The organism is Streptomyces sp. NPDC097107 (genome assembly GCF_044762405.1).
In the GTDB taxonomy this organism is placed as follows: Bacteria; Actinomycetota; Actinomycetes; order Streptomycetales; family Streptomycetaceae; genus Streptomyces; species Streptomyces thinghirensis.
In genome coordinates this window covers 40,858-57,562 of the sequence record NZ_JBIWEF010000011.1, presented here as the reverse complement: position 1 = coordinate 57,562, position 16,705 = coordinate 40,858, and the positions used below count along the sequence as shown (strand labels likewise).

The following is a 16,705-nucleotide window of genomic DNA, read 5'->3' as shown; positions in this document are numbered from 1 at the left end:
CCCCGTACCTACGGCTCGTGCACCTCGGCGCGGGCGGGACACGTTCCCCCGGTCCCGCCCGCGCCCCATTCACCGCCCCCTGCCGGGCCCCCACCGCCTCACCGGTACACGACGACCTGGTCGCCGTTCCTCACCTGCGCGTACAGGTCCGCGATCGCCGCCTCGTCCCGTACGTTGACGCAGCCGTGCGAGGCACCCGCGTAACCGTGCGCGGCGAAGTCGTCCGAGTAGTGCACGGCCTGGCCGCCGCTGAAGAACATCGCGTAGGGCATGGCCGAGTCGTAGAGCGTCGAGACGTGGTGGCGGGACTTCCAGTAGACCTGGAACACGCCCTCCCGGGTCGGCGTGTACTGCGAGCCGAAGCGCACCGGCATCGTCGACACGGTCCGTCCGCCGATCATCCAGCGCAGCGTCCGGCTCGACTTGCTGACGCACAGCACCCGGCCGGTCAGACAGCGCGCGTCGGGCGCGGCGGCCGGCTGCCCGCCCATCAGGTACAGCTCCCACTTGCCCGGCTCCCGCGTCATCCCCAGCAGCCGCTGCCAGGTGACGGTGTCGGTCCGGCCCGTCCTGGGCAGTCCGCGCTTGCCCTGGAAGCCGCTCACCGCGCGCTCGGTCAGGTCGTCGTACGTCCCGGTCGGCCCGTCGACGAGCCACTCGACCTGGCGCAGCCGGGCCTGGAGCTCACGGACGTCCCGGCCGGTGTCACCCGGCAGCCACAGCGCCGGAGGCTCGGCACGGGCGGTCGGCGCACTCGACGGCGGGCCGCCGCCCGACGTGCTCTTCGGCTTCTGGGGTTTCTCCGGCTCCGCCGGCTTCTTCGGTCCCGTCGGCTCCTTCGGCGGGGCGCCGGTCACGTCTATGCGCACCGGCGCGCGCCCCGCGCCGTCGGCGCTCGTGCCCTGCACGGTGCAGCCGCCCGCCGCCAGCGCGGCCCCCAGGGCGACGGCGACCGCTCTCCCCATGCTCCCCATGCTCCCCATACCCGTCACACGCATCACGGCCCCCCGCCGTCTCACCGTCCCGCACGGACGTCCCCTGAGATGTTCCCCGCGGATGACGCGCCGTGAACGGCACGGCATCGTTGTGACCGGGACCGCACCGAGGTTGTGAGCAAGGTCCCAGCGTGCGCCCCTGCACCGGGTGGCGCGCACGCCGATACAGTCCGTCGAAGGGTCGGTCTGTACTGGCGAGTATCTGACGGGTAGTTCGAGCAGTTCGAACATGTGCTCAGCGGGAGGCAACACACCATGGCGCGCGAGTCTGAGTCCGGACTGCCCATCGAACCGGTCTACGGGCCCGACACCCAGGCGGACTGGGACCCCGCCGAGAAGCTCGGCGAGCCCGGGAAGTACCCCTTCACCCGGGGCGTGTACCCGTCGATGTACACCGGCCGGCCGTGGACGATGCGCCAGTACGCCGGTTTCGGCACGGCGACGGAGTCCAACGCCCGCTACAAGCAGCTGATCGCCAACGGCACGATGGGTCTGTCGGTCGCCTTCGACCTGCCCACCCAGATGGGCCACGACTCCGACGCGCCGATCGCGAGCGGTGAGGTCGGCAAGGTCGGCGTGGCGATCGACTCCATCGACGACATGCGGGTGCTGTTCGGCGGGATCCCGCTGGACAAGGTCTCGACGTCGATGACCATCAACGCCCCCGCCTCCCTGCTGCTCCTGCTCTACCAACTCGTCGCCGAGGAGCAGGGCGTCGGCGCCGACCAGCTCACCGGCACGATCCAGAACGACGTGCTGAAGGAGTACATCGCGCGCGGGACGTACATCTTCCCGCCCAAGCCGTCGCTGCGGCTGATCGCGGACATCTTCAAGTACTGCAGGGCCGAGATCCCGAAGTGGAACACCATCTCGATCTCCGGCTACCACATGGCCGAGGCCGGGGCCTCGCCCGCGCAGGAGATCGCGTTCACCCTCGCGGACGGCATCGAGTACGTGCGCACGGCGGTCGCGGCCGGCATGGACGTCGACGACTTCGCGCCCCGCCTGTCCTTCTTCTTCGTGGCCCGTACGACGATCCTGGAGGAGGTCGCCAAGTTCCGGGCGGCCCGCCGGATCTGGGCGCGGGTGATGCGCGAGGAGTTCGGCGCGAAGAACCCCAAGTCGCTGATGCTGCGCTTCCACACGCAGACCGCGGGCGTGCAGCTGACCGCCCAGCAGCCCGAGGTCAACCTCGTCCGCGTCGCCGTACAGGGCCTGGGCGCCGTCCTCGGCGGCACGCAGTCCCTGCACACCAACTCCTTCGACGAGGCCATCGCGCTGCCGACCGACAAGTCCGCGCGCCTGGCCCTGCGCACGCAGCAGGTCCTCGCCTACGAGACGGACGTGACGGCGACCGTCGACCCCTTCGCCGGCTCCTACGTCGTCGAGAAGATGACCGACGACGTCGAGGCGGCGACCCTGGAGCTGATGCGGAAGGTCGAGGACCTCGGCGGCGCGGTCAACGCCATCGAACACGGCTTCCAGAAGAGCGAGATCGAGCGCTCCGCCTACCGCATCGCCCAGGAGACCGACTCGGGCGAGCGGGTCGTGGTCGGCGTCAACCGTTTCCAGCTCGACGAGGAGGAGCCGTACGAGCCTCTCCGCGTCGACCCGGCCATCGAGGCCCAGCAGGCCGAGCGCCTCGCGAGGCTCCGCGCGGAGCGCGACCAGCAGGCGGTGGACACGGCACTGACGGCCCTGAAGAAGGCGGCCGAGGGCGAGGACAACGTCCTGTACCCGATGAAGGACGCGCTGCGGGCGCGGGCGACGGTGGGCGAGGTGTGCAACGCGCTGCGGGAGGTCTGGGGGACGTACGTGCCCTCGGATGCCTTCTGACGCCCGCTGAGCCGGTCTGCCCACGTATCGTCCGGCCGTACCAGGAACACCCCCGCCCCGACCGCCCGGGTCTCCGCCGTCAGGGGCAGGCCCTGCTCGACGAGATGGCCACGGAGACGGCGGCCGGCGCTTCACCGGCGCGGAGCGCCGAGCAGATCGAGGAGAACCTGCGCCTGTTCACCGGCGCCGGCCTCTCCCTGGCGCAGGCGGTGGGCCGGCGCCGGTGATCGCGGGGGCCGGGGCGGCCTACCGCTTCGACCGAGCCGCGCCGGACGCCTTCGCCCGCTGCGCCGCCCGGTACCCGCGCACCGCACGGGTGACGACCGGCGGCAGCAGGTCCAGGGCGAGACGGCGGGTGCGGTCACGCGGGGTCGGCGGCCGTGTCGTACGCGCCGCGCCGCCCGCCGGACGCGGCCGCTGCGGCTGCCCCGGCACCGGCCCGGCATCAGGGCGCGGGGCCGCCGCGGGCGCCGGGTGCCGCGAGGACGGCAGCGAGGGCGGCTGCATCCGCTTGCTCCTGGCGCGGGCCCGGACCAGCCGGTGACCGGCCGCCTGCTCCACGGTCACGGCGACGTCGTCGCGCCCGCGCAGGGCGGCGAGCAGCTCCTCCTGCACCGGCCCGGGGTCGCCCCAGGTGCCGTACAGCTTCTGGCTGCTCAGGCAGACGGGCCGCAGCCCGCGGTTGAGTACGGCCTCCCAGGCGGCGACGGCCACCCCGGGGGTGTGCTCGCTGCGGAAGTCGTCGAGGACGACGATGCCGTCCGGCAGCAGCAGGTCCCGGGCCGCGCCGATGTCGCCCTGGACGTGCTCGTACAGGTGCGAGGCGTCGATGTGGGCGAAGCGGCAGCTGCCGGGCGCGACCTCGTCGGTGACCGCGGAGCTGGGTGCCTGGATGATCGCCGGCAGGGTCTCGTGGAAGGTGAGGTAGTTCCGCTCGAAGGCCTGCCGGGTGAGCGTGGAGTACGACTTCGCCGCCTCCGCCCGGTTGGCCGCGTCCGGCGGCTCGGTCTCGAACAGGTCGCAGACGGTGAGCGTCTCGCCGTCCCGCAGATGGTGCCCCAGCAGGATCGCGCTCTTGCCCAGGTAGGCGCCCAGTTCGAGCAGGTCGCCGCCGGTGCCCCGCCGCTCCTGCCGCTCCAGGAACCAGGAGAACAGCACCTGGTCGAGCGGCCAGAACCAGCCGGGGACGTCGTTCAGCTCACCGGGGTACTTGTGCGTCTCTTGCGCAGTGGCCATGAGGGGAGGATGCCTCCTCGACGCACGAAAAGGAGTCGGCGCGCGCGATACGGTGGCCGTAAAATCGCACGAATCGCTCAACGTACCCGGGCCGGAACCGTCCGCAGCCACTCGGGCGGCGGCTCCTCGGCGTACCGGTGCGGCAGCCGGGCCGCACGTGCTCAGGTTGCCCGCAGGTAGGCCGAGTGGGCCGCCTTGCCCAGGTATGTGAGGCGGGTGCCGTCCTTCATGTGGTCGTCCAGGGCTTCCTTGATGCCGGGCCAGCCGGGGTCGCCGTAGTCGTCCAGGACGACGATCGCGCCGGGGGCGGCGATCTCCTCGGCCCACTGGAGGTCCAGCCGCACGCCCTTGGCCGAGTGGTCGCCGTCGACGACGATCACGCCGTAGCCGCGGTCGGAGACGGCCGCCCTGGTCTCCGGGTCCTCGGAGAAGCCGCGCCGGATACGGGCCGCCGCGCCCGCCGGGCCGGCGAGGGCGAGGTTGGTGCGCACGGCGTGCTCGTCGACCGGGGTGCCCGTCGGGTCGGGGCGCGGATTGGTGCCCGGCTGGAGCTGCACGCCGGCGAAGGGGTCGACGATGGTCAGGTTCGGGCTGCGGCCGTCGCGCTCCATCATCCGGATCAGTCCGGTGGAGAACATGCCGTACAGGGTGCCTATCTCCAGGATCTCGTCGTTCGGGGGATCGAGGAGCGGGATCGTGCCGAGCTTGCCGCAGATGTTCATGGTGCCGCCCGCGACCCGGCCCACGCCCAGCGACTCCAGCGCCACGAGCAGCCGGTAGGCGGTGGCGACGTTGCGCACCGCCGCGTCACGGTCGCCGGACAGCTCCGCGACCTCGGCGTGCAGGCGCTTCAGCGGGCCGTCGGCCACCACGCGGGAGAGGCCGCGACCGGTGGAGCCGAGGAGCAGTTCGTGGGTGAGCCGGTGCGTGGTGGTCTCCCGGGCCGCCGAGCGGACCTGCCGCTCGACCTGCCGCTCGACCTGCCGCTCGACCCGTCGGTCGATGCGCTGGTCGATGAGGTCGGCGACGGGACGCAGCAGACGCCGGGAGACCGGACTGCGGAGCAGGGAGCGGCTGTTCATGGGTCAACGACCTCAATCCGTCACGGAGGTGAACGTGCGGGTACGTGGAACGCCTGTGGGGTGGGTGGGGCCAGACTAGGGAGGTCCCCGACCGGAAGCGGAGTTGTCGAACGGGCCGGGAGAGGAACTTCTGCCGAACGCCGCATGGCGGAACGATGGCCGCCCTCTTTGTTCACCGGAAGGTCACGCACACGTGGCCGAAGTTCATCCGGGACGGGTTCCCGCCGCTCGCGGCGCTCTCATAGCCTGCATCGATCCCCGAGCCCTGCCGGACACCGGCGGGCCCGCGCGTCCTACCCGGGAGTGACCACCCATCGCCGCCGAGCCCATGACCGCCGCCGAGCCCGTGCGCGACCCCGCCCCCGCCGACGCGGGGACACCGGCCCCGCGTCCCCGGCGCGAGCACCGGTACGACATCGACCTCCTCCGGGTCCTGGCCTCGATCGGGGTCATCGTCTGCCACGCGGCGGGCGAACTCATGAAGGCCGTGGACCGCGACCCGTCCGGGGGCGGACCCGTGTACTGGGTCGCGCTCGCCGGGGACGCGCTGAGCCGGTGCGCCGTGCCGCTGTTCTTCGCGATCGCCGGCTGGGTCGTGCTGAGCGGGGCGCCGCCCCGCGACGACGGGCAGATCCGCAAGCGGCTGACCCGCATCGTCGTGCCGATGGCCGTGTGGACCGCCGCCTACCTGGCCTGGGACTGGGCACGGGGCGCCAACACCGACCCCACGCGCGAGCTCGCGTGGGACGCCGTGTTCGGCTCCGTGAGGCCCGCCTTCCACCTCTGGTACCTGTACGCCTACGTCCCGGTGATCCTGCTGCTGTCCGTGGCCGTCCTGGTCCGTGCGGGCAAGCGGCCCTGGGGCGCGGGCGCGGCCCTTCTCGGCCTGGCGCCGGCCCCGACCCTCCTGGGCGACCTCGGGCGGCTGCTCGACGTCCGCGTACCCCACTTCGCCTGGCAGTTCGGCGTCTACCAGATCGTGTACGCGGTCGCCGGCGCCGTACTGCTGTCGCTGCCGGGCTCCGCGGTCGCGGGCCGGGGGCGACGGCTGCTCTGGCTGGCCGGCGGGCTGTGCGCGTGGGGGGCGGTGGCCGTCTACGAGCACCGGGTGCACTTCCCGAGTCCCTACGCGTCGGTCGTGGTGGCGCTGCTGGCGGGGGCCCTGCTGATGGCCCTCGTCCGGATCAGGGTGCCCGAGAGGGTCCGCCCGCTGCTGGGCAGGCTCGCCGGGGCCTCCTTCGGTGCCTACCTGGTCCACCTGCTGTTCCTGGAGGCCGTCGCCCCGCACGTGGTGTCGGCGGACGCGGGCTGGCCGGCCGCCGTGGGCGGGCTCGTCGGGCTGACGGTCGCCACGGTCGTACTGTCCTTCGCCGCCGCGCTGCTGTGGACGCGGCTGCGGCTGGGCCGCTGGCTGGGCTGAGCCGGGCGGCGCGTGAGACACCGGAGCCCCCTTCGGCCACTCGGCGGAAGGGGGCTCCGGCACGGTCCGGGGCGCCCGGTCACTTCTTCCCGGCGCCGCGCCGCACCGCCCTGCGCACCACGCGCCGGGCCCGCCGCACCTGGAGCTTCGCGCGCAGTTGCGGGCGGCTGCCGGGCAGGCCCAGCTCGGTCAGCCGCAGCTCGGGGAAGTAGTAGCCGGGGCCGGTGGCCAGGTTGGCGCGCAGCCAGGTCTCCGTCGGCTCGCGCAGATCCGTGTACGTCTTGGGCTGCATGCAGAAACCGATCGCCCGGACCAGGGGTGACAGCGTCTCGGGGACCGTGTCGACGAGCGCGGGCGTCCGGCCGCGCTCCAGGTCGGGCACCAGGTGGTCGACGACGGCGAGGGGCACGCGGTTGCTGTTCGGGTACGGCTTGAGCCGCTCCATCACCAGCGCCGTCCCCACCCGGGCAATGGGCACGTCGTAGTAGGCGGAGGCGGTCACCATCGCCGTGGAGAAGCAGCCGACGACGAGTTCGGGCGCGCAGTGGTGGTACAGCGTCTCGGCCAGCAGGGGCGCGTCCAGCACGGTGAGCCGCACGCCCGCGTCCGCCGCCGCCTTGCTCAGCGCGGCCGTGTAGCCGGCGGGCGCGGTCGGGTGGGGCTTGAAGACGACGGACCGGTGCCCGGCGCGCGCGGCCCCGGTGAGCATGCGGACGTGGAGGTCCTCTTCTTCCTCCGCGCTCAGGATGTTGATCGCCGCGAGATACTGGCCCAGCAGTACGGCGGTCGGCTGCTCCCGCAGCACGGGCGCCAGTCGCGGGTCGTCCGCCGCGTCGTGGGAGATCTCGTCGAGCACCGCGCGGAACGCCCCGTCCGGGACGATCTCGGGCGGGACGCCGTACTCGGACAGCAGCATCGGCCGCAGACCCGGTATCAGGTCGAGGTGGAGCAGCCGCCGAATGCGGCGCGCGATGGTCAGCGGCAGCTTCTCGCGGGTCGGGCCGTAGCTCATCAGGCCGTCGGCGTACACGTGGACGGTGCTCTCGGAGAAGATCGCGGCCAGCGCGCGGGCCGGGTTGACCTGGATCGACTCGACGGCGAGCTCGATCATGTCCCGCTCGCCGATGCCCCAGGCGAGACGGAACGCCTTCTGCCACAGCGGCACGTCGTTCCCGCGCGGACCCCAGGAACTGGGGTGGTGCGGGCGGATCGCCTCGTTCCAGCCGACCACGGAGTCGAACCGGCCGGATATTCGCTCGTAGCCGTGCATCTCGTCGAGGCGCAGCGCGGTCTCGGGTACGGCGGCGTTGTTGGAGACCAGCAGGATGCGCCGGGCCCCGTCGCGCGGCCCGAACAGGCCCGCGTCGAGCGCCGCGGCGAGGGTGGCCGCTCCGTACAGGGTGGAGACCTGGAAGATCTGGGTCTTGTGGGGCATGGTCAGGCAGCCTTCCGCCCGTCACGCAGGCGGCCGAGCAACCTGCTCCGAGTGCTGTCGATGGTCCGGAGGGTCTCGTCCAGCACGTGCTGGGGCATCCGGTGCAGGGCGTCCCGCGCTTCGCGTCGCAGCCGCTGGGCCGCCGAGGCCTCGTACTCGTTCACCTTGCCGATGTGGAAGGCGATCATGGCGCAGTACGTCCGTACGGCCTTGGGGAGGAAGCGCTCGGCCTCCGGGTCCTTCAGCAGGTCCGCCAGGAGCATGTCGTAGGCCGGGATGAAGTCCAGCTGCCGGGAGTCCTTGATCTGGGTGAGCGAGGTGGCGACGCCCCGCCGGTAGAACACCCCGTGCAGCCCGACGGACGCGTACGACTCGGCCTTCAGGTGCAGGCGCCAGATCCACAGCCGGTCCTCGGCCGTGCGCAGTTCGGTCGCGAAGCGCATCCCGCCGTCGTCGAAGAGGTGCCGGCGGTAGATCCCCGCCCAGACGAAGGGGTAGTCGACCATCGTCTCCATGTGGGGCGGCGCTATGCCGTCGCGCGGGTCCATCACGGCGTTGCGCACGGGGGCCGGGGGCCGCCGGACCACCCGCTCGGTGCCGGTGGCCTGGACGTGGTCGGTGCGGACGAAGTCGCAGCCCAACTCCTCCATCCAGGAGACCAGTTCGGTGAGATACCCCGGCCCGTACCAGTCGTCGCCGTCGAGGAACGTGACGAAGTCGCCGCGGGCCGCGGCGATCCCGCTGTTGCGCGCCTGGGCGATGCCCATGTTCCTCTCGTGCCGGATCACCCTGGCGTCGGAACGTCCCTCCACCCAGCGGTCCACCGCCCGTGAGGTGGAATCCGTGGAGCAGTCGTCGACGAGCAGGAACTCGAAGTCGGGGTCCGCGTTGTTGGCGAGACTTCTCAGAGTGCTCTCGGCGAAGACTTCCACGTTGTGCATGGGGACGACGACGGACAGTTTCGGCACACGGGCCTCTCACGCTCGAAGGTCGGGGATTGGAACAGGCTAGCTACGCTCCCGGATTCGGCGGTGTCGAAGGAGGCGCGAAGAAGCGAACTCCATTCGCAGGGGAGGTGAATTCTTGGTGTCTCAGGCCGATCCGAAGGTGTTTTGCAGTTCCTCGATGTTCGACCGAGTGGTCTTCCACAGGAATTCCTGTGCGGTGTGCACGTCCGCCACCGCCGCCGCGTGGTCGTCGAGGATCGCCGCGGCCCGCTCCGCGAGCCGGGGACCCAGCTCGCGGTCGTGCACGGACAGCCCCCACTCCCGGCGCCCGATGTCGGACAGGAAGTAGGCGAGCTTCGGGTGGGAGACCAGGCTGAGGATCGGGGTTCCGCAGCCGAAGGGGATCATCCCGGCGTGCCCGCGCATCCCGATCACCAGCCGCGAACGGCGGTACAGGTCCCGGATCCCGTCGTTCGACAGGTCGTGGAGCTGCTCGACGGGCAGCGCGAGGCCGTGCTCCCGGCGCAGGTCGTGCACGAACCTCTCGTCGGCCGGCATGTGGGCCGCGTACCGCACGTCCGCCCGCTCCCGCAGACCGCGCAGCGCGGTGGCCATCTGGGCGAGGAAGTGGCCGTAGTCGTGCCCGAACCGCAGGCCCGCGCGGTCGTACGCGCAGTTGACCAGGACGGTGTCGGTCCGCTCCGGCGGAGCGGACAGGCCGGGGTCGAGGTGCCGGGCCACCGTGGTCGGGCAGGGCTGGTAGCGCACCCGGTCGCGCAGCCCGGCGGGGAGCAGTTCGCGGACCCGGTCGATCGAGCCGTGGTTGCGCAGCCCGAAGAACGCCGACCGTTCGACCAGGACCCGCAGGCTCTCGGCGAACCGGCCCCGGCGGTAGAGCTGCCCGTCGAACACGTTGTAACCGACCGCGAACACCGCCAGCGGCACGGTGACGCGGGCCAGCAGGTCGTCCGGGACGTTCCACTGCCAGTGGCTGTTGCCGTTGGGAGACGTGTCCGGGAGGAAGAGCCCGCCGCCGCCCACGATCACCCCGCGCCGAGCGTTCAGCTGCTCCAGGGCGGCCTCGTCGACCAGCCGGTGCACGGGCTGCGGGTACCAGCGGCGCGGGCCGGTGTCCGGGCCGAAGCACATGCGCACCGCCTCGGGCAGGACCTTGTCCCCCGCGTTCTCGTTGCCCTCGGCGAACAGGGCCACGTGCGCCAGCTGGTCCGCGGCGCCGCCGCCCGGCTGCCGCGGCTCCGGGACCTCCGGGCGGGTGCGCGTGTACCAGCTGTGGCAGCCGGCGTCGGTGGGGTCGGCGTCCAGGCCCTCGCGGGCGTAGGCGTGCGCGTCCTCCTCCCGCCCGCACAGCCAGGACAGGCGGGCGAGCTGCGCGAAGGCGCGCGGGGCGACGTCGGGGGACGCCGCCGCGAGCAGCAGATGCCCCTCGGCCTCGTCGTAGCGCGAGAGCGCCATCAGGCACAGGCCGAGCGTCTCGTGGCAGCGCGGCGCGTCCAGCCGGTCCGCGACGACCGGGGCGAGGACCTCGACGGCCTCGCCGTAGCGTCCCTGCCCGCGGTACACGTCGGCGACCGTACGGGCGAGGTCCAGGGAGGGCCGGGCCGCCAGCAGGGGCGGCGCGCAGTGCGCCAGCAGGTCGGGATGCCTGCGTCCGGGCAGGGCGCAGTAGGCGGCCCGGAACTCCTCGTCGCTCATCTCGAAGCGGCCGCGCGCCTCGACGGCCGGGCCGTACCCGGGCGCGTCGAGCGGACCGGTGAAGCGCAGGACGGTGACGTGCGCGGGCACCGGCAGGTCGTCGTGGAGGCGGCGGGCGAGGAAGTCGTACCGCGCGTCGAGCGGGGCCAGCACGCCGCCGAGCACCGGACCGAGGTCGTCGGTGACGCCGGAGAGCCGGGCCGCCAGGGCGTCGTCCACGTCGGCGCGCTGGATGACGAGGAGACCGTCCGGCAGCACGACACGCCGCTCCCCGGCCTCCCCGGCGCACACCAACTGGGCCACGGCGCCCACCCCGTGGCGCATCCGCAGCAGCTCACCGATGTCGCCCAGGACGACCATGGCGGGGTCCAGGGCGACGACGGTGTCGTAGTCCGCCAGCCGGAAGACGTCCCCGCGGCCCTCGGCCCGGCGTGTCACGACGCGCGGGTGCAGTCGGCGCAGCGCGTCGAACGAGGCGTCGGGCAGACCGGGGTGCAGGACCACGAAGTCCTCGCACACGCCCGGGTTGGTCAGCGCCAGGCTGCGTATCAGGGCGGGGAGGCCGGGCAGGCCGTCCTCGTCGGTGTGGACGGCGAAGGCGATCCGGCGTCTGCCGGTGACGGTGCTCCGGTCGTCCGCGGAGGAGGCGGAGGAAGGGGTCATCGCAGGGCGATCCTCATCTTGCTGTCGTCGACGTGCGTCGCGCGGTCCATGACCCACTCGGCCTCCCTGGGCCGCAGCCGGCCGGGCAGGGTGAAGCCGACGAGGTCCAGGCGGGGGCTCGCGTCCAGGAAGTCCAGGAGCCGGAGAACGGTGAAGGCCGTGGTCGTCGCCGTCCCCCAGCCGTCCTCGCCCAGCAGCGCCGGGTCGCCCAGGGGGCGGCGCAGGGAGGCGTCCCCGACGTGGTCCTGCGCGCCGGGGACGAGCCGTTCCCGGGTGGCGCGGCGCCAGGCGGCGGCCGGGTCGCCGAACACCAGCCGGACACCGGCCGGCCGCGTCCAGGCGGGCCCCGCCCACGGGGCGTCGCCCCGCAGCGAGACGGCGTGCAGATCGGTGCGCTCGCCGGTGCCCTCGGCCCGGAGGCGGAACGCGTCGCAGCGCACCACCAGGTCGTAGCGGTCGATCTCGGCGCCCAGCGTGCTCCCGGCGACGTCACCGGCGTTCGCGACCAGGCACACCGTCCGCCCCGCGACCAGGCCCCGCAGACCGCCGACGCCGATCGGGGTGCTGCCGCCGAGCAACGGGTCCGGCATCCCGGCCCGTTCGACGAGCCGGCGGTACGTGCCGTACAGCTCCAGGAGGCGCCGTACGCCGGGGTCGCCCAGGCCGTGCTCGGCGACCCGCGCCCGTACGTGCGCGGCGAACCGCGGCGAGACGGCCGCGGTGGTCGCGTGGGGCTGTCCGAGCAGGTCGCCCAGTGCGGAGCCGGCCTCGGGGAAGAGCGCGACGGCCGCGTCGAGGCAGGCCCGCCGGCGCCGCAGGGTGTCCATCCTGCGGGCGACCTCGGGCGCCGCTTCGCCGTTCGGCAGCAGCGTGACGTACCGCTCGTAGCACTCCAGCGCCTCGTCGCCGCGGCCGAGACCGTCCAGGGCCAGGCCGCGCAGCCGCCACGCCCCCTTGGACCGCTCCCGGATCCGGGCCGACGTCTCGGCGACGCCCAGCGCCAGGCCGAGCCCGCTGTCCCCGCCGGCCTCCAGGGCGCGCTCGCCGACCTGGAGCAGGGCGTCGAAGTGGTCGGCCGCGGGGCTGTCGAGGGAGGCCGCCAGCGCGCCGATGGCCTGGGTGAGCCTGGCCTGCGGGGGAGTGGACCCGGTGCCCTGCACCGCGAGGTGCTCACCGCACAGGCGCATGCCCCGGGCGTACAGCGCCGGCCTGGCGGCCTCTTTCTGCCGTGCTTTGAACAATCCCGCCAGGGGCTTCGTCATGCGTTCCACCGTTCTCCGATCGGAGGCCGAATGTGCCCCAGCACGACGGGTCGCGGGTGGCTTTCCGGCGGACGGCGGGTGAACACTCTCCCTCCGGCGCGCGACCGGTGCCCGCCGCCCGGCCTCACCGCCCCATCGAGCGCCGGATGGCCCGCGCCCGGCGTACCACCTTCCGCGCCGTGGAGTTGTGCGGCAGGAATCCCAGCCGCGCCGGAATGCCGCCCGGCAGTCCCAGGGAGGTGAGCCGGCGCTTCTTGAAATACCGCCAGGTACGCGCGTCCAGGTGCTCGCGCAGGTACCTCTCGGCCTCCGGCCGCAGCTCCGGCAGTACCTTCGGCTGCATCGCGAACCCCACGGCCCGCACCAGCGCGGCGAGCGCGCCGGTGTCCGTGCCCTGCCGCCCCCCGGCGACGGCGGCGGCGTCGGACAGGTCCGGAAGGAGCGCGTCCACGATGGTGGCCGGGACGCGGTTGCTGTTCTCGTACGGCGACAGCCGGTCCAGCAACGTCTCGGTGCCGACGCGGGCGACCGGCAGGCCGTACAGCGCGGACGCGGTGAGCAGGGCCGTGGAGAAGCAGCCGACGACCAGCGCCGGACGCGTCCGCTGGAACAGCACCTCGGCCAGGACCGGTGCCTCCACCACGGTGAGGTCGACGCCGAGCCTCTCGGCCTCCTGCTCCAGGACGCGGGTGAAACGGGCCGGAGCCGTGGGGTGCGCCTTGAACACCACACGCGTGTGCCCGAGGCCGGCGGCGCCGGTCAGCATCCGCACGTGCAGGTTCTCCTCCTCCTCGGCGGAGAGGATGCCCAGCGCCGACAGGTACTGGCCGAGCAGCACCGCGGGCCGCTCCACGTCCGGCAGACCGGCGCCGGTGTCCGCCAGTTCGGCCAGCACCTTGGTGAACGCCGGGGACGGCACGGTCTCCGGCGCCACGCCGAACTCCGTCAGCAGCAGCGGCGCGAGCCCCGGCACCAGGTCCAGGTGGAGCAGCCGCTCCACGCGCGTGCCGACCAGCGGGGCGAGCTTGGTGCGGGTGGGCCCGTAGCTCATCAGGCCGTCCGCGTAGACGGTCAGGGGCGCGTCGGTGAAGATCTGCGCCACCCCGAGCGCCGGGTGCACCTGGATCGACTCCACGGCCAGCGCCACGTCGTCGTCACCCAGCCCCCAGGCCAGCCGAAGGTGCCGCTCCCACATCGGCACGTCCTCCAGCCGAGGCGACCAGCCGCCGGGGTGGAAGGGGCGGATCGCCTCGTTCCACGACACCACGTCGTCGAACCGGCCCCGCAACCGCTCGAACCCGGGCATCTCGTCCACGGACGGAGCCGTCTCGGGCGTCGCCGCGTTGTTGGAGACCAGCAGGATCCGCCGGTCGGCCGGTGCGAAGCAGCCGCTGTCCAGGGCCGCGGCGAGCGTGGCCGTGCCGTACAGCGTCGAGGCCAGGAAGATCTGTGTGGTCACGCCGCCGCCCCCGCTTCCGGCTGACCCGCGGCCGCGCGCCGGCGCAGCCGGCGCAGCCGCGTGGCCCGCTCGGCGTCCATCGAGCCGAGCACCTCGTCGAGCGCGTCCTGCGGCATCCGCCGCAGCGCCGCCGCGCTCCTCGCCCTCAGCATCCGGGCCACGTCGGGCTCGAACCTTTCGATGGAACCGAGATGGTGGGAGATGATCGCGCAGTACGTGCGCACCGCCTTCGGCACCAGCCGCGCGGCGTCCGCGTCCCCGGCCGCGCCGGCGAGCACCTCGTCGAAGGCGCGGATGAAGTCGAGCTGGCGGACGTCACCGATCTGGGTGAGCGAGGACGCCACCCCGCGCCGGTAGAAGACACCGAGCAGCCCGGTCACCGCGAAGGACTCCGCCTCCCGGTGCAGCTTCCAGATCCACGGCCGGTCCTCGGCCGTGCGCAGTCCGTCGGTGAAGTGCAGCAGGCCCCGCTCGGCCAGCCGGCGGTGGTAGACGCCAGCCCACGCGTAGGCGTAGTCGACGGAGGTGGTCCGGTGGGCGGGCAGGATCGCGTCGCGCGGACGCAGCGCCACGTTGCGGCGGCCGTGCGGCACCCGGTGCAGCGTGCGGTTGCGTCCCGTGCACTGCACGTGGTCGGTGCGCACGAAGTCGACGCCCAGCCGCTCGATCGCCTCCACCAGTCGGGCGCAGTGGCCGGGCGCCAGCCAGTCGTCGCCGTCCAGGAAGGTGACGTACTCGCCGCGCGCCCGGTCGATGCCGGTGTTGCGTGCGGTCGCCAGGCCACCGTTGCGCTCGTGTATGACCAGCACCGCCCCCGGCAGCTCGCGCTCGGCGCGCGCGAGGAGATCCACGGTCCCGTCGGTCGAGCAGTCGTCGACGAGGATGAACTCGAAGTCGTCCCGCGCGTTGGCGCTGAGACTCCGCAGGGTGTCTGGTGTGTATTGCCGCACGTTGTAGAACGGCACGATGACGGAGAGCTTGGGCACGTGAACGACGTTATGCGGCGGCCCGGCATTCGGCTTTACCTGCGCCTTGATACTGGGTGAACGCGGCGTGGCGAAGCGGTGAAGCGAACATTTTTACGGACGCCGGGCGGTCCGAAGCCCCATTCGGCGATGTGCTGTTCACCGTTTGTTGGATTCCGGTTGGGCCGTTCCTAGAAATGGCTTCCTAGCGTCTACGACGTGCCAGCAAGTGCAACGAAGGCCCTGCGAGTCGCCGTCCTGGCGGATTCCGACACCCGGTGGAAATGGGGCGCGCTCACCGCGACCCGCATCTCTCCCGGGGCCCCCGAGAACACGGACATCCACCTCGACGGCTACCTCCTGCGCGGCCGAGCCACCCCCACCGCCCGCCAGCTGCGGGAAGTCGGCGTCACCGCGGACTCGCTCCGCGAGGTGACCGCCGTCGAGTTCCTGCGCGCCATGGGCGACGCGACGGGCGAGGAGTCCTACGACGTCCTCGTCCTCGCCCTGGTCGGCGGCGGCGTCCAGGCGATGCTGCACGGCCTGGGGCGGGTCTGGGAGGACCGCGCCGACCGGCCCGTGCTCGTCACCGGCTACGTCGGAGTCGTCTACGAGAAGCTCGCCGACGGCCTGCTGCTGCGCCACGGCGCCGACCTCGTCCTCGCCAACTCCCGTCAGGACGCGGACCGTTTCCGTGACGTGTACGAGGGGGTCGGCGCCGACGCCTCCGCGGTGACCGAGGTCGCCCTGCCCTTCCTGGGCGGAGCCCCCTACACCGGCGAACCGGACGGCGACAACGGCGATGACCGGCCCTACACGGTCGTCTTCGCCGCCCAGCCCTCCGTGCCGGACAACCGCAAGGACCGTACGTACCTCCTCGAACGGCTGATCCGGCACGCCCGCCGGCACCCCGAGCGCGAGGTGCTGCTCAAGCTGCGCTCCAAGCCCGGCGAGCACACCACGCACATCGAGGAGCTGCCCTACCAGAAGCTGGTGCAGCGGGCCGACCCGCCGCCCAACTTCCGCCTGGTCTACGGGCACATGGGCGAGGTCCTCGACCGCACCGACCTGCTCGTCACCATCAGCTCCACGGCGGCCCTGGAATCCCTGCACCGCCGCATCCCCACGGTCGTCCTGTCCGACCTGGGCGTGCGTGAGGCGCTCGGCAACCACCACTTCGTCGGCTCCGGCTGCCTCGCCTCCTGGGACCAGCTCGACGAGGCCCACCGCCCGGTACCCGACCCCGAGTGGGTCGCCCGGCAGGGGGTGGCGGCGGACGGCGGCTACGAAACCGCCTTCGACGAGGCCCGGGGGCGCATCACGGAGCTGCTCGGCCGGCCCGGCGGCCTGCCCCCGCTCGCCCCCTACTACACACCGGTCACCGCCCCCGGCTACCTGCCCGGCATCCTCGCCCGCCACCACCTCGGCCCCGACGGCACCCCGCTGCCCGGCGCGCCGGCCGCGGACAAGGCACCCGGCCCGGTCCGGCAGGTGGTGCGCCGGGCGGCCCGCGGCGCCTACCGGCACGGCGTCCAGCGGGTGGCCCCGGTCATCCGGCGGATGGGGGAGCTGTGAGCGCACCGGCACCCGGGAACCGCGCACCGGCACCCGGGAACCGCGCACCGGCACCCGGGAACCGCGCACCGGCACCCGGGAACCGCGCACCGGCACCCGGGAACCGCGCACCGGCAT

Annotated in this window: 13 protein-coding genes; 4 read left to right on the top strand and 9 right to left on the bottom strand. The window is 73.1% G+C overall.

The features are described from left to right. Positions 1 to 98: 98 nt before the first annotated feature. On the bottom strand, positions 99 to 998 hold the full coding sequence (locus tag ACIQ1J_RS25445; protein ID WP_403560326.1) for a L,D-transpeptidase family protein: 900 nt from the start codon (positions 996 to 998) through the stop codon (positions 99 to 101). Between the two features lie 252 nt (positions 999 to 1,250). Here ACIQ1J_RS25445 and ACIQ1J_RS25440 point away from each other — a divergent pair, with 252 nt between their 5' ends. Beyond that, the gene (locus ACIQ1J_RS25440) at positions 1,251 to 2,831 is read left to right on the top strand and encodes a methylmalonyl-CoA mutase (RefSeq protein WP_403560324.1); all 1,581 of its coding nucleotides are present in this window, start codon (positions 1,251 to 1,253) and stop codon (positions 2,829 to 2,831) included. A gap of 104 nt (positions 2,832 to 2,935) precedes the next feature. After that, a complete protein-coding gene (locus ACIQ1J_RS25435) occupies positions 2,936 to 3,058 on the top strand; it encodes a hypothetical protein (RefSeq protein ID WP_403560322.1) in 123 nt (40 codons plus the stop codon). Positions 3,059 to 3,077: 19 nt separating this feature from the next. Here the strand turns inward: ACIQ1J_RS25435 and ACIQ1J_RS25430 are convergent, their stop codons facing one another. Together ACIQ1J_RS25430 and ACIQ1J_RS25425 are read right to left on the bottom strand one after the other, a co-directional pair. Continuing rightward, a complete protein-coding gene (locus ACIQ1J_RS25430; protein WP_403560320.1) occupies positions 3,078 to 4,067 on the bottom strand; it encodes a class I SAM-dependent methyltransferase in 990 nt (329 codons plus the stop codon). A 161-nt stretch (positions 4,068 to 4,228) separates the two neighbouring features. Continuing rightward, complete coding sequence (locus ACIQ1J_RS25425) at positions 4,229 to 5,149, bottom strand: class I SAM-dependent methyltransferase (protein WP_403560318.1); 921 nt, start codon at positions 5,147 to 5,149, stop codon at positions 4,229 to 4,231. Between the two features lie 328 nt (positions 5,150 to 5,477). On the opposite strand from ACIQ1J_RS25425, the gene ACIQ1J_RS25420 reads away from it, so the two are divergent. Further along, positions 5,478 to 6,569: an acyltransferase gene (locus ACIQ1J_RS25420; RefSeq protein WP_403560316.1), complete on the top strand. Its 1,092-nt coding sequence runs from the start codon at positions 5,478 to 5,480 to the stop codon at positions 6,567 to 6,569. Between the two features lie 79 nt (positions 6,570 to 6,648). On the opposite strand, the gene ACIQ1J_RS25415 is transcribed toward ACIQ1J_RS25420, so the two are convergent. The 6 genes from ACIQ1J_RS25415 to ACIQ1J_RS25390 all read right to left on the bottom strand — a co-directional run bounded on the left by ACIQ1J_RS25415 (position 6,649) and on the right by ACIQ1J_RS25390 (position 15,034). Next, on the bottom strand, positions 6,649 to 8,004 hold the full coding sequence (locus tag ACIQ1J_RS25415) for a polysialyltransferase family glycosyltransferase (RefSeq protein WP_403560314.1): 1,356 nt from the start codon (positions 8,002 to 8,004) through the stop codon (positions 6,649 to 6,651). 2 nt (positions 8,005 to 8,006) lie between these two features. After that, entirely contained in the window at positions 8,007 to 8,972 is a 966-nt protein-coding gene (locus ACIQ1J_RS25410) for a glycosyltransferase family 2 protein (RefSeq protein ID WP_403560312.1), read from the bottom strand. Positions 8,973 to 9,095: 123 nt separating this feature from the next. Then, complete coding sequence (locus tag ACIQ1J_RS25405) at positions 9,096 to 11,327, bottom strand: polysaccharide pyruvyl transferase family protein (RefSeq protein WP_403560310.1); 2,232 nt, start codon at positions 11,325 to 11,327, stop codon at positions 9,096 to 9,098. Then, positions 11,324 to 12,589, bottom strand: a complete 1,266-nt coding sequence (locus ACIQ1J_RS25400; RefSeq protein WP_403560308.1) for a hypothetical protein — start codon at positions 12,587 to 12,589, stop codon at positions 11,324 to 11,326. The genes ACIQ1J_RS25405 and ACIQ1J_RS25400 overlap by 4 nt, the downstream gene beginning before the upstream one ends. Before the next feature lie 124 nt (positions 12,590 to 12,713). Continuing rightward, positions 12,714 to 14,048, bottom strand: coding sequence for a polysialyltransferase family glycosyltransferase (locus ACIQ1J_RS25395; RefSeq protein WP_403560306.1), 1,335 nt, complete (start codon positions 14,046 to 14,048; stop codon positions 12,714 to 12,716). Continuing rightward, the gene (locus tag ACIQ1J_RS25390) at positions 14,045 to 15,034 is read right to left on the bottom strand and encodes a glycosyltransferase family 2 protein (protein ID WP_403560304.1); all 990 of its coding nucleotides are present in this window, start codon (positions 15,032 to 15,034) and stop codon (positions 14,045 to 14,047) included. The genes ACIQ1J_RS25395 and ACIQ1J_RS25390 overlap by 4 nt, the downstream gene beginning before the upstream one ends. A gap of 198 nt (positions 15,035 to 15,232) precedes the next feature. Between ACIQ1J_RS25390 and ACIQ1J_RS25385 the strand changes: the two genes are divergently transcribed. Further along, positions 15,233 to 16,588, top strand: a complete 1,356-nt coding sequence (locus ACIQ1J_RS25385) for a DUF6716 putative glycosyltransferase (RefSeq protein ID WP_403560302.1) — start codon at positions 15,233 to 15,235, stop codon at positions 16,586 to 16,588. Positions 16,589 to 16,705 lie beyond the last annotated feature (117 nt).

What these genes read in the sequence shown, in the direction of transcription:
- ACIQ1J_RS25440 (WP_403560324.1), top strand. Translation starts at nt 1,251, where the DNA reads ATGGCGCGCGAGTCTGAGTCCGGACTGCCCATCGAACCGGTCTACGGG.
- ACIQ1J_RS25430 (WP_403560320.1), bottom strand. Translation starts at nt 4,067, where the DNA reads ATGGCCACTGCGCAAGAGACGCACAAGTACCCCGGTGAGCTGAACGAC.
- ACIQ1J_RS25435 (WP_403560322.1), top strand. Translation starts at nt 2,936, where the DNA reads ATGGCCACGGAGACGGCGGCCGGCGCTTCACCGGCGCGGAGCGCCGAG.
- ACIQ1J_RS25405 (WP_403560310.1), bottom strand. Translation starts at nt 11,327, where the DNA reads ATGACCCCTTCCTCCGCCTCCTCCGCGGACGACCGGAGCACCGTCACC.
- ACIQ1J_RS25415 (WP_403560314.1), bottom strand. Translation starts at nt 8,004, where the DNA reads ATGCCCCACAAGACCCAGATCTTCCAGGTCTCCACCCTGTACGGAGCG.
- ACIQ1J_RS25445 (WP_403560326.1), bottom strand. Translation starts at nt 998, where the DNA reads ATGCGTGTGACGGGTATGGGGAGCATGGGGAGCATGGGGAGAGCGGTC.
- ACIQ1J_RS25400 (WP_403560308.1), bottom strand. Translation starts at nt 12,589, where the DNA reads ATGACGAAGCCCCTGGCGGGATTGTTCAAAGCACGGCAGAAAGAGGCC.
- ACIQ1J_RS25420 (WP_403560316.1), top strand. Translation starts at nt 5,478, where the DNA reads ATGACCGCCGCCGAGCCCGTGCGCGACCCCGCCCCCGCCGACGCGGGG.
- ACIQ1J_RS25425 (WP_403560318.1), bottom strand. Translation starts at nt 5,149, where the DNA reads ATGAACAGCCGCTCCCTGCTCCGCAGTCCGGTCTCCCGGCGTCTGCTG.